Annotated in this window: 13 protein-coding genes; 10 read left to right on the top strand and 3 right to left on the bottom strand. The window is 67.7% G+C overall.

What is annotated here, in order from left to right; genetic code table 11:
* Nucleotides 1-29: 29 nt before the first annotated feature.
* From U5A52_RS07330 to rfaE2, 3 genes are all read left to right on the top strand, one after another.
* Nucleotides 30-1235, top strand: a complete 1206-nt coding sequence (locus tag U5A52_RS07330) for a patatin-like phospholipase family protein (protein WP_321934374.1) — start codon at nt 30-32, stop codon at nt 1233-1235.
* 484 nt (nt 1236-1719) lie between these two features.
* Nucleotides 1720-2589 carry an acyl-ACP desaturase gene (locus tag U5A52_RS07325; protein WP_028201777.1) on the top strand — a complete coding sequence of 290 codons (870 nt, stop codon included), beginning with the start codon at nt 1720-1722 and terminating at the stop codon, nt 2587-2589.
* 155 nt (nt 2590-2744) lie between these two features.
* Nucleotides 2745-3236 (top strand): D-glycero-beta-D-manno-heptose 1-phosphate adenylyltransferase, encoded by a 492-nt coding sequence (gene rfaE2 / locus U5A52_RS07320; protein WP_321907545.1) that lies wholly within the window; start codon nt 2745-2747, stop codon nt 3234-3236.
* Between the two features lie 120 nt (nt 3237-3356).
* Here rfaE2 and U5A52_RS07315 read toward each other — a convergent pair whose 3' ends face one another.
* The 3 genes from U5A52_RS07315 to U5A52_RS07305 are packed head-to-tail and all read right to left on the bottom strand — an operon-like array spanning nt 3357 to nt 5349.
* The gene (locus U5A52_RS07315; RefSeq protein WP_321934373.1) at nt 3357-3596 is read right to left on the bottom strand and encodes a hypothetical protein; all 240 of its coding nucleotides are present in this window, start codon (nt 3594-3596) and stop codon (nt 3357-3359) included.
* 53 nt (nt 3597-3649) lie between these two features.
* Entirely contained in the window at nt 3650-4441 is a 792-nt protein-coding gene (locus tag U5A52_RS07310) for a type III pantothenate kinase (protein ID WP_321934372.1), read from the bottom strand.
* Complete coding sequence (locus U5A52_RS07305; protein ID WP_321934371.1) at nt 4438-5349, bottom strand: biotin--[acetyl-CoA-carboxylase] ligase; 912 nt, start codon at nt 5347-5349, stop codon at nt 4438-4440. Before U5A52_RS07305 ends, U5A52_RS07310 begins: the two co-directional genes overlap by 4 nt.
* A 340-nt stretch (nt 5350-5689) precedes the next feature.
* On the opposite strand from U5A52_RS07305, the gene U5A52_RS07300 reads away from it, so the two are divergent.
* The 7 genes from U5A52_RS07300 (at nt 5690) to U5A52_RS07270 (ending at nt 12152) form a co-directional block, all read left to right on the top strand.
* Nucleotides 5690-6823, top strand: a complete 1134-nt coding sequence (locus U5A52_RS07300; RefSeq protein ID WP_321907550.1) for an ABC transporter permease — start codon at nt 5690-5692, stop codon at nt 6821-6823.
* Between the two features lie 50 nt (nt 6824-6873).
* Complete coding sequence (locus tag U5A52_RS07295; protein ID WP_321907811.1) at nt 6874-7755, top strand: ABC transporter ATP-binding protein; 882 nt, start codon at nt 6874-6876, stop codon at nt 7753-7755.
* Nucleotides 7756-7804: 49 nt separating this feature from the next.
* A complete protein-coding gene (locus tag U5A52_RS07290; RefSeq protein WP_321907552.1) occupies nt 7805-8770 on the top strand; it encodes an MlaD family protein in 966 nt (321 codons plus the stop codon).
* A gap of 105 nt (nt 8771-8875) precedes the next feature.
* A complete protein-coding gene (locus U5A52_RS07285) occupies nt 8876-9514 on the top strand; it encodes an ABC-type transport auxiliary lipoprotein family protein (RefSeq protein WP_321934515.1) in 639 nt (212 codons plus the stop codon).
* Between the two features lie 93 nt (nt 9515-9607).
* Nucleotides 9608-10978: a VanZ family protein gene (locus U5A52_RS07280; protein WP_321934370.1), complete on the top strand. Its 1371-nt coding sequence runs from the start codon at nt 9608-9610 to the stop codon at nt 10976-10978.
* A 167-nt stretch (nt 10979-11145) separates the two neighbouring features.
* Nucleotides 11146-11472, top strand: coding sequence for a (2Fe-2S) ferredoxin domain-containing protein (locus tag U5A52_RS07275; RefSeq protein ID WP_321934369.1), 327 nt, complete (start codon nt 11146-11148; stop codon nt 11470-11472).
* Nucleotides 11473-11519: 47 nt separating this feature from the next.
* Nucleotides 11520-12152 carry an alpha/beta hydrolase gene (locus U5A52_RS07270; RefSeq protein WP_321907557.1) on the top strand — a complete coding sequence of 211 codons (633 nt, stop codon included), beginning with the start codon at nt 11520-11522 and terminating at the stop codon, nt 12150-12152.
* Nucleotides 12153-12201 lie beyond the last annotated feature (49 nt).

Genomic DNA, 12201 nt, shown 5'->3' with positions numbered 1-12201 from the left:
GCTGCACAACAGCGGGGAGCGTCGGCATCATGCGGCTTGCGCTCGTGATGATGGGCGGCGGCGCGCGTGCGGCCTACCAGGCCGGCGCGTTGCGCGCGCTAGCCGAACTGGCCAGCCACGCCGAGCCGGCGCGCCGCGCCATGCCCTTCACCGTAATCTGCGGCACCTCGGCGGGCGCGATCAACGCCACCTCGATCGCGAGTCGCGCCGACCAGTTCACGCAGGGTGCAGCGCACCTCGTCGAGATCTGGTCGGACATGCGCGCAAGCCAGATCTATCGCACCGACTGGCCGGGCGTCGCGGCCGCGGGCGCGCGCTGGCTGGCCGCGCTCGCGTTTGGCTGGGCCGCCTCCAGCGTGGGCGCGCGCACCGCGCCGCGCACCTTGTTCGACAGCACGCCGCTCGCGCGGATGCTCCCGCACTCGCTCAACTTCCACCGCATCGAGCAGATGCTCGACGAGCGGCGGCTCCATGCGCTCGCCGTCACCGCGCTCAGCTATTCGTCGGGGCGGCACGTCACGTTCTACCAGGCGAGTGAGCCGATCACCGCCTGGCGGCGCGCGCAGCGCACCGCGCGCATGGTCGCGCTCACGCCCGCTCATCTGCTCGCATCGGCGGCGATTCCGTTCCTCTTTCCGGCTGTGCGCCTCGAACTCGACGGCCGCCACGAATATTTCGGCGACGGCTCGATCCGTCAGATCGCGCCGCTCTCGCCCGCCATCCATTTCGGCGCGCAGCGCATCGTCGTGCTCGGCGCGGCCACGCCTACGCCGGAAGTGCCCGCGGCGCGGGGCGATAAAGACACGTATCCCACTCTCGCGCAGATCGGCCAGCAGGTGCTCGCAAGCGTGTTCCTCGACGCGCTCGGCGCCGATATCGAGCGCATCGAGCACGTGAACCGCATGGTGCTGCAGCTGCCGCATGCGGTGGAGCCGGAAAGCGGCTGGCGGCATGTCGAGGTGCTCGCGATCGCGCCGAGCGAGCGCATCGAGCTGGTCGCCGCGCGCCATTTGCAGCAGTTGCCGCGCTCGGTGCGCATGCTACTGGGTGCGATGGGCGGCAACCGCGCATCCGGCGCGGCATTCGCGAGCTATTTGCTGTTCGAGCGCGAATTCACGCGCGAATTGATTGAACTGGGTTATCGCGACACGCTAGCGCAAAGCGATGTTCTTTTGACTTGGCTCAAAGCTCCGACGGACGGCGCGATCGCGGATTTGGAGGCGCGGCGGAACTGAAAGACCGGCATGCTATTATTGTGTAAGGTTTTTGTGGTCATTCGTGGGAATTGCGGGCGGCGATGCGCTGCTTCGCCGTACAAGGTCCACGGCCTTGACGGGCGGGGTGTTCGTCCGTTGAAAAATCAGCCGGCAAGGTGCGGCAAAGGGACGTCGAGCGCGGGGCACCAGAGTGCGACATTGTGTCGCATGACCCGCGGCGATGGTTCGCACGCCTCGCGGGCATCGGAAGTGATCAGCGGTATCAGGCGGCCGGGTTCGAGGCACGGAGCAGCTACCCAGAATCCACGACGGCGCCTTCATTCCGGTTGGCTGGATTGTCGTGGGGCAACGCGTATTGCGTTCGCCGGTCTGCGATTGCGTCCAGAGGGCCGGATACCGCGTAAAATTAAATGCTTTTTGCCTGCGCGACCGCGTTTATGCGGGCACGCGGCACGCTACGAATTCGTCATGCGCGCGTTTTGCGCAGATCAGGGGCGGGACTATGAACACGATGCTTTATCCGGAACTTTACAAATCGCTCGAATCGGTCCGATGGGACATGGAAAAGGACATTCCATGGGACAAGTTCGATGCGTCGCTCCTCACCGACGAGCAGGCCGCGACCATCAAGATGAACGCGATCACCGAATGGTCGGCGCTGCCGGCCACGGAAATGTTCCTGCGCGACAACCACCACGACAGCGACTTTTCGGCGTTCATGAGCGTGTGGTTCTTCGAGGAGCAAAAGCATTCGCTCGTGCTCATGGAATACCTGCGCCGCTTCAAGCCGGAAATGGTGCCGACCGAAGAAGAGCTGCATGCCGTGCGCTTCGAGTTCGATCCGGCGCCGCCGCTCGAAACGCTCATGCTGCACTTCTGCGGTGAAATCCGCCTGAACCACTGGTATCGCCGCGCTGCCGAATGGCACACGGAGCCGGTCATCAAGGCCATCTACGAAACGATTTCGCGCGATGAAGCGCGCCATGGCGGCGCGTATCTGCGCTACATGAAGAAGGCGCTCAATAATTTCGGCGACGTCGCGCGCGCGGCGTTCGCGAAGATCGGCGTGCTGATGGCGTCGGCGCGCCGCACCGAAAAGCCGCTGCACCCCACGAACCTGCACGTGAACCAGGCGCTGTTCCCGCGCGACACCGTGCAGTCGCGCCTGCCCGACCCGGAATGGCTCGAGCGCTGGCTCGACGAGCAGATCCGTTTCGACGACGGCTGGGAAAAGAAGGTCATCGAGCGTATCCTGCACAACCTCTCGATCCTGTTCGAGCGCACGTTCACCACGGCGCAGGAACTGAACCGCTATCGCAAGGAAGTGGTGCAGCGCCTGCAGGCCGAGCAAGGCACGCAACAGCCGGCCTGATGCGCCGGGACATCTCGCGTGCGCGCCTTACGTGGCGCGCCGCGATCGGGACGGCCCGAAGCGCTTTTCGCGTGACGGGCCGTTTTCATTGGGGCGTTCGGTAACAGCTTTGCCTGAATCGACTCACGCCCATTTTCTTAGCCGAGCCTCATTCCATGCCCGCTTCCTTCGAACGCAAGATCACAACCCGCGACGCGCTCGCGCAACTGCGCGCCTCGCTGCCGGGCCCCGTGGTGTTCACCAACGGCGTCTTCGATATCTTGCATCGCGGACACGTGACCTATCTCGCCGATGCCAAGGCGCTCGGCGCCACGCTGATCGTCGGCGTGAATAGCGATGCTTCGGTGAAGAGGCTCGGCAAGGGCGACGACCGCCCCATCAACAACGAGAACGACCGCATGGCGCTGCTCGCGGCGCTGGAGAGCGTGGACTGGGTGGTGCAGTTCGGTGAGCAAACGCCCGTCGAACTGATCGAGGCCGTGCGTCCGGACATTCTCGTGAAGGGCGGCGACTACGACATGGACGCGCTGCCCGAGTCGGCACTGGTGCGCGGGTGGGGCGGGCGCGCGCTCGCGATCGCCTTCGAGCACGACCGCTCCACGACGAAGCTGCTGCAGAAAGTGCGCGCGCAGGAAGGATCGAAGTAAGTTCTGGCGTCCGGGTGCACGTTCACACCGTGCGCTCGGCAGATGCAAAACCGGCCGGAGGCCGGGCCGCCCGAGGCTTGGGCGCGCCCGGCCTCCGGCCAGTTGCGTTTGAAGCGCTGCTTACTGCGTCAGGGTCGACGCCTGCACCGCCGGGTCCGCCACCGGGCCGCCGACGGTCGGCACGTCGGCTGATTCGGAGGGCCGGATCGCCTTCACCACGAGCCGCTCGGGGTGGATCTGCCGGTTCAGGTGCTGGGTTTCGCGCGTGCCCGACGCGGGCGTCGGGCCGAACACGCCACCAATGGCCGCAAAAGCCAGTCCGTTGGCGAGAATCAGAATGGCGATCAGCCAGCGCAGCATCGTGTGAAGCTCCTTCGAAATCGTTCGTTCAGTTTCAGGGCCGGGGTCGCAGCTCAGCACTGCGCCGCGATGAGCGCCAGGCCCGACAGCACCAGTGCGTCGTGGCGAGTATGCGGCACCTTGAGCGCCGCTGTCACTTCGGCTGCGGCGCCGCCGCTCACCACGAGCCGCACCGGGATTCTCCACGCGTCCTGTAAATCGGCCAAGGCGCGCTCGACGAGCGCCGCCTGCGCGAGCGCGCATCCCGCCGAGATCGAGCTTCGCGTGTCGGTGGCGAAGGCAATGCCCGGGTGGGCAGCATCCGCCATGCCGCCGGCGACCACGGGCAGTTGCGCGGTGTGCTCGCCGAGCGAGCGCATCATGAGTGTGAAGCCCGGCGCGATCATGCCGCCCACGAACGTGCCGTCGGCGCGCAGGGCTTCGAGTGTGGTGGCCGTGCCGAATGTCGCGATCAGGAGCGGTTCGTCCGGATAGGCCGCGTGTGCGCCGATCATGCCGGCCCAGCGGTCGCTGCCGAGCGCGTCGGGCGTGGCATAGCTGTTCGTCACGCCGCATAGCTGCGCGCTCGCCCGCACGACGGTGCGTGCGAGGCCCGGCCAGTGCGCCTCGACTAGCGCGTCGAGCCGCTGCGCGACCGCCGCGCCCGCGACGTTCGAGATCCACGCACCAGCGGGCCGGGGCAGCGCCGCCCATTCCTCGCAACGGGTGTCAGACGTGGCTTGCGTGGCGTCGGCGGGAACGTGATCGATGGTGCCCGCATGCAGGCGCGACCCGTCCGACGCGACGAGCGCCCATTTGATCCGGCTGTTGCCTGCGTCGATCAGGAGGAAGGGGCCCCGGCTCATGCTCCGCCGTCCGCGAGCCGCAGCGACACGTCGCCGGTCGTGACGGTTTCGCGCCCGTTCGGCGTATCGACGAGTAGCTGGCCGCTCTCGTCCACACCGGCCGCCGTGCCGCGCAGCAACTCCTTGCCTTGCTCGTAGATGGCGACCTCGCGGCCCGCGTAAGCGTGGCACGCGTTCCAGCGCGCCTGGAAGGGCGCAAAGCCCGCGGCGCCGAAGCGTTGCAGCGCGGCTTCGAGCGCGTTGAGTTCGGCGGCGAGCGTGTCGGTGAGGTTGGCGTTCGGCCACGCGCGCGAGAGCGCTGTGGGCGTCGTGCCGGGCACGACCGCTGCGCTGCCGCCGGCGGCGTTGAGCGCCTCGACCTTGGCGGCGAGCGCATCTTCGCCGCGCACGTTCGTGCCGATGCCGATCACGACCGCCGTGGCGTCGGCGGTCGTCCAGGCCGTCTCCACAAGAATTCCCACCAGCTTGTCGCCTTCCAGCAGCACGTCATTGGGCCACTTCAGTGCGATTTGCCCCGGCGCGGTCACGGGCAGCGTGCGCAGGCCGTCCACCAGCGCCGAGCCGATGGCGAGGCTCAAGCCCGCGAGCCCATCGATCGGACGCGGCAGCACGCAGCCGATCGAGAACAGCAGCGCGTCGCCGGGCTGCGCGACCCAGGTGCGGCCGCGCCGGCCGCGGCCGGCCGTTTGCAGATAGGCCACGCGCACGATGGGGCGCTCGAGTGCGTCGCGTTTTTGCGGCAGCGCCTTCAGGCGCGCCATCAGGTCGGCGTTGGTCGAGCCGGTTTCCTCGACGATCTCGATGGGCCAGTCGTGCGCGGCCGGGCCGAACAGCGTGATCGCACGGTCGCGGTCGATGCGCCAGTCGCCGGCGCTCGGAGTATCGGGGGTGGGGGGCGTCGCATTCATGTCTCATATTGTAGTGGCTGGGGCGTGAACAGCAGGACGCAACGCCCGTTTCGGCCCGAAATGCGGGTATCCACATGCCGCCCACAGCCAGCCCACAGGTTATCCACGGATTCATCCACAGGCGCTGCGGTGCTGGGCGCTGACCACCGCACCGCCGAATCCCGCGCAATTTGCTTAATCTTTAGGCAATTCACAGGCCGCCCACAGGCAGTCCACAAGTTATCCAGAGTGTTACCCACAGTTCGCCTCACGTTTGCATGTCGGCCGTGCGCTTTCGGACCGACGAAACGGGGCGCGTTCGCTACAATGTTTGCTCACCCTGCCTGTCGAGTGCTTACCCTTGAATCAAGCCACGCCGCCCGGCATTGAAGTCTCGGCCGGCACCCACGGAAAGACCGTGCGCCTGTCTGGCCAGTGGACGGCGCTCGCGCTCGCGCGCGACCGCGAAGAGGGCGGCGCCGCCCGGCGTCTGCGCGCGCTCGCGCAAGAGCGCATTGGGGAATGGGACCTCTCGCGCGTGGAGCGCATGGATCACGTGGGTGGACAGGCGCTCTGGAGTGTCTGGGGCCACAAGCTGCCCACCGATCTCGTCGACCTCACGCAAACGCAGCGCGACATCTTCGAGCGCATCGCGCTGCTCGATTCCGTGCGCGAGCCGGCGGAGCGCGTCGTGCGCGTCGACCCGGTCACGCAGCTCGGCCTTGCGATCTTCTCGTTCTTCGACCACCTGTACGGCGGCATCGCCATGTTCGGGCGCGTGATCCTCGACTTGCTGCTCGTGCTGCGCAAGCCCAAGGTCACGCCGTGGATCGAGATTTCGGCGAACATATACAACGCCGGCGCGCGCGCGCTGCCTATCACGGCGCTCGTCGCGTTTCTGATCGGCATCGTGCTGTCGTACCTCTCGGCGCAGCAATTGCGCCTTTTCGGCGCGAACCAGTTCATCGTCAACATTCTCGGTCTCGCGGTGATCCGCGAACTCGGGCCCGTGCTCTCGGCGATTCTCGTGGCGGGGCGCTCGGGCTCGGCCATCACTGCGCAGATCGGCGTCATGCGCGTGACCGAGGAACTCGACGCCATGCGCGTGATGGGCATCTCGCACGGGCTGCGGCTGATCCTGCCGCGCGTCATCGCGCTCGGCGTCGCCATGCCGCTGCTCGTGATCTGGACCGACATCATTGCGTTGCTAGGCGGCGCGATCGCGGCGAAGATCGTGCTGGGCATCGACATTTCGTGGTTCATGCGCTCGTTGCCCAGCGTCGTGCCGATCGCCAACGTGTGGATCGGCCTCGGCAAAGGAGTGGCGTTCGGCATGCTGGTGGCGATCGTGGGCTGTCACTTCGGCTTTCGCATCAAGGCGAATTCGCAGAGCCTGGGCGAGGGCACGACCACGTCAGTCGTCACGTCGATCACGATCGTGATCCTCGCCGACGCCGTGTTCGCGATCCTGTTCCAGAACGTGGGGTTGTCATGAGCACGACTGGCACGACGGTAACGACGATCGAGACGAAAACGACCGGCACGATCACCACGCCGCTCAAGGAGGTCGTGCAGGACTTGCCGCTGCCGACCATCGGCGAGCCGGTGATCGAAGTCCACAACCTCTCGAAGCGCTACGGGCGCAACATCGTCCACCAGCATCTGAACCTCGAAATCCGCCGCGGCGAGATCGTCACGCTCGTGGGCGGCTCGGGCTCGGGCAAGACCACGCTCGTGCGCCAGATTCTCGGGCTCGAAAAGCCGACCTCGGGCAGCATCAAGATGTTCGGCGAAAACATCTCGACCGTCGACCCCGAGCGCGCCCGCCTCATGCGCACGCGCACCGGCATGCTGTTCCAGCAAGGCGCGCTGTTCTCGTCGCTCACGGTGTTCGACAACATTGCGCAGCCGGTGCGCGAGCTTGGCAAGGTGCCGGCCGCGCTGCTGCGCGACATCGTCATGCTCAAGCTCGAAATGGTCGGGCTGCCGTGCAAGCACGCCTCCAAAATGCCGGCGGCGCTCTCGGGCGGCATGATCAAGCGCGTAGGCCTTGCGCGCGCGATCGTGCTGGAGCCGGAACTGCTCTTTCTCGACGAGCCCACGGCCGGGCTCGACCCGCGCTCCTCCGACGAAGTGGTGGAACTGATCAGCACGCTGCATCGGGCCCTCGGGCTCACCGTCGTGCTCGTCACGCACGACCTCGACGCCATGGTCGCGCTCTCCACGCGCGTAGCCGTGCTCGCCGAGCGCCGCGTGCTCGTGGCGGCGCCCGTGGAGGAGGCGGCGAGCGTCGATCATCCGTTTATCCGCGAGTATTTTCTGGGCATGCGCGGTCGCCGCGCGCTCCAGGCGCTGCCGCCCGAGCGGCGCGCGAAGCTGCCGCCGGCGGCGCTCGCTCCCGCAGCCGTGGGGTACAAGCCGTGGTAGGTGACCGGCTCAACTGGCGCGCTGCGGCCGCCAAAGAAGGAATCTGACGATGGAAAACAAACCGCATGCGTTCTGGGCGGGCATGTTCACGATAGGCCTGCTCATCGTGATCGCGCTTGTCGTCATCTTCTTCAGCGCTGACCACACCGTGCGCGTGCCGTACGACCTCATCTCGCGCTCGAGTGTGACGGGCCTTTATCCGGACGCGTCGGTGCGTTTTCGCGGCATCGACGTGGGCAAGGTGCAGTCGATCAAGTTCGATACCCAGCATCCGGGCCAGATCCGCATTCGCATTCTCGTCGACCAGAAGGCGCCGATGACGCGCTCCACTTTCGGCTCGCTCGCGCTGCAGGGCGTGACGGGCATCGCCTTCGTGCAGCTCGACGACAACGGCGTGGATCTTTCACCGCTGCATTCGTCCGCGGCACATGTGGCCGAGCTGCCGCTGCGCCCGGGCCTGCTCGATCAGCTCCAGCGCCGCGGCGACGCGCTGCTGCGCAAGCTCGACAACATCGCCGGCGACATCGACGAAATGCTCTCCGAAGACAACCGCAAGCAGGTGATGGAGGCCGTCACCAGCCTGCAGCAGGCCGCGAGCAGCGTGAACGTGCTCGCCCAGCAGCTCCAGCCCACCGCGAAGCAGCTTCCCGGCGCGGTGACCGACCTGCAGCACGCGCTGCAGTCGACCAACACGCTCATCACGAGCATGAACCGCCCGGACGGCCCGTTCCAGACCAACCTGAACAAGGCCGGCACGGCGGCGGCCCAGGCGGGCGCGGCGCTCAGCTCGATCGACGTGTCGATCCAGGACCTCTCGGCGCGCGTGGGTTACGACACGCTGCCACGCGTCGATTCGCTTACCGACGACGTGCGCTCGGCCATGCGCGCCGTGGACCGCGCGGCGGGCACCTTCAGCACGAGTCCGCGCAGCGTGCTGTTCGGCGGCGCGCCGCAGCCGGCGCCCGGGCCCGGCGAGCCGGGCTTTGCGTGGCCGTCTGCCGGGGGCACGAAGTAGGCCGCGCCACGAGTCATACGGCCTTTCGCGACACCATTCGATGCACACCGCGCGGCGTATGCGCCGCGCGCCAAAGAAGGAAACGCAATGTCACGCACACCACGCCTGCCACGATCGATGCAACGTGCCGCAGCGGCCAGCACAGCCTGGCTCGCGGCGCTCGCGCTCGGTGCGCTCCTGGCCGCCTGCGCGGGCAATCCGGGTTCGATCAACGATGTTCGCTATGACCTTGGCCTGCAGTCGTCGCAGAGCCCTCAGGGCGCCCCCGCCGCGCAAGGCAAGCCGCTGCTGAAGGTGCTGGCGGTCAACGCGCCGCCGCCGCTCGACAACGACGGCATTCTCTACCGGATGAGCTCCGACTCCCAGCGCACGGCGCGCTACGCGAACAGCCGCTGGACGATGTCGCCCGCGCGCCTGCTCACGGAGCGCCTGCGCACGTCGCTCGGCGCGCACGCAACGGTGCTCGCGGGCGGGGACGCCGTGCAGGCGCCGATGCTCAAGGTCGAACTGTACGAGTTCGAGCAGGTGTTCGAGAGCCCGACGCAAAGCGCGGGCGTACTGGCCGCGCGCGCCACGCTCATGCAGGGCGGCCGCGTGCTGGCGCAGCGCTCGTTTGCCACGCGCGCGCCGGCGGCCACGCCCGACGCCGCGGGCGGCGTGCATGCGCTGCAGGCGGCCAGCGACGAGTTCGCGAGCCAGCTCGGCGCGTGGCTGAGCACGCAGTCGCTCGCGGGCACGCCTTGAGGGGCACGTTCAAGAGCGCATTCAAAAGCGCAGACCGGCGTTGCGCGATGGCGGCGCGCGGCGCGGCATCGGGGGCAAGGGCAGGATAGCGGCATGATCGAAGCGGGACGGCTCCGGCTGCGCGCCCCGCATGGCGGGCGGCGCGCGATGGACGGCGACGAGGGTGGCCAAAGCGGTGGCCAGAGCGCGAGCGGCGAGCGCGGTACGCTCGCCAGCGGCGACACGCCCGCGCCGCACGCTGACACGTTCGCGGCTCCATCGCCACCATCGCCACCACCGCCCGCCGCCCGCGAGCCCCTGCCGCGCCAGGCGTCGACGCTCTCGCGCCAGTCGCTCGTGCTTTACACGGCGCTGATCGTCTACGGCTCGTGGTATCCGTTCTCCGGCTGGCGCTCGCTCGGTCTCAGTCCCTTCGCCTATCTCGGCGATCCATGGCCGCGCTACTGGACGGTTTTCGACATCGTCACCAACGTGCTCGGCTACATGCCGTTCGGCGCGCTCGTCGTGCTCGCCGCGTGGCCGCGCTGGCGAGGCGTGCGCGCCGTGCTGCTCGCCGCGATTGCGGGCACGCTGCTCTCGGGCGTGATGGAGGCCGTGCAGACCTGGCTGCCCACGCGCGTGGCGTCCAATCTCGATCTCGCCTCGAACGCACTCGGCGCACTGCTCGGCGCGCTCGTGGCGGCGCCCGCCACCGGCGCGCTGCTCGAGCGCGGTTTCCTGCGCCGCTTGCGCTTTCGCTGGTTCGAGCGCGACGCGGCCGTGTTGATGGTGCTTGCAGGGCTCTGGCCGTTCGCGACGATGTACCCCACGCCGCGCCTGTTCGGTCTGGGCGAATGGGCGCGCGCGCTGTGGCAACGCCTCGACGGCTCGATGCAGGACGCCGTGCTCGCCTGGACGCCTGCCGCCTGGCATCTGCGCGCGCTGCCCGACATGCTCGCCGCGCGCCTGCCCGATAGCGGCTGGGAGGCAATCGTCACGACGCTCAACCTGTTCGGCGCGGCGGCGTTCGCGACGCTCCCCATGCGAGCGCGCGCGCCGCGTGCGCGGCTCGTCGTCGCGCTCCTTGCGGCGACGCTCGTCGTCAAGGTGGGCGCGACCTTTCTGCAGTCGCAAAGCGGGCTCATTTTCGACTGGGCCACGCCGGGGGCCCTCGCGGGCCTCGTATGGGGCACCTTGCTCGCGTTGCTCGCCTTGCGTCTGCCGCGCGCCTTGCGCGCTGCGGCGGCGACGCTTGCGCTTGCTGTGGCCCTCGTGTTCGTGAACGTGCTGCCCGTGAACCCGTACTTCGATGTCGTGCTCGCGGACTGGCGGCAGGGCCGCTACCTGCACTTCAACGGCCTCGCGCGCTGGCTCGCATGGACGTGGCCCTGGGCCGCGCTCGCGTGGACGGCGTTCTCGCTCGAACGCGCGTGGCTCGTGCGGCGCGCGCGCCGGGCCGCGAAGCGCGCCCGCCGCGGCGCGTGAAGGCACGCGGCGCTCACCGGAGCGTTCGCGCCGCGCTCGTTATAATCGACCGGATCGCCGCACGGCCACGCCGGCGCGCAACACAATGCTCAAGTCATACCTCAGGCGGGCCACACGCTTTCAGCCAGCCTGCGCTCACTGCACGACACTCACCGGTGCCCCACGCCATGACCGATTCGTTCTACAAGTACCACGTCTTTTTCTGCCTGAACCAGCGCGAGCCTGGCGCGGACCGCCCGAGCTGCGCGAATTGCAATGCGCAAGCCATGCAGGAGTACGCGAAAAAGCGCGTGAAGCAGCTTGGTCTCGCAGGACAGGGCCAGGTGCGCATCAACAAGGCGGGGTGCCTCGACCGCTGCGAGGAAGGCCCGGCCGTCGTCGTGTATCCGGAAGGCACGTGGTACACGTATATCGATGAGAGCGACATCGACGAAATCGTCGTTTCGCATCTGCAGAACGGCCAGGTGGTCGAGCGCCTGAAAATCGATCGCTGATCGACCCTCATGCAAGGCCAATCTGTACCCGTAAGGACTGCCGCACGATGAACGCCCAGACACAAAAATTCCAGATCGACGGTCCCGTCGGCAAGATCGAATGCGCGCTCGACCTGCCCGACGCCGGCACGACGCCGCGCGGCATTGCGCTTGTCGCGCATCCGCATCCGCTCTTTGGCGGGACGATGGACAACAAGGTCGCGCAAACACTCGCACGCACGCTGGTGCAACTCGGCTACACGACCTATCGCTCGAACTTTCGCGGCGTGGGCGAAACGGCGGGCACGCACGACAACGGCATCGGCGAGCAGGACGACCTGCTCGAACTGATTGCACACATGCGCGCGCAACCGGGCCAGGCCGACGTGCCGCTTGTGCTCGCGGGCTTTTCGTTTGGCACCTTCGTGCTGTCGCACGTCGCGAAGCGCTATCTCGAAGCCGGCGGTGCCATCGAGCGCATGGTGTTCGTCGGCACCGCCGCAAGCCGCTGGGACGTCGCGCCGGTGCGCGACGACACGCTCGTGATCCACGGCGAACTCGACGACACCGTGCCGATTCTCTCGGTGTACGAATGGGCGCGCCCGCAGGAATTGCCGATTGTCGTGATTCCGGGGGCAGAACATTTCCTGCATCGCAAGCTGCATATCCTCAAGCGCATCATCGTCGAAGCCTGGCGCTGACAGTTCACGGGCATCGGGCGCCGATGTTTCGGGGCCCGATGCAAGCCGC

This window comes from Paraburkholderia sp. J8-2 (genome assembly GCF_905220195.1).
Lineage (GTDB): Bacteria > Pseudomonadota > Gammaproteobacteria > Burkholderiales > Burkholderiaceae > Paraburkholderia.
Note: the sequence above shows the minus strand (reverse complement) of the source record. Positions and strands in the feature narration are given on the sequence as shown.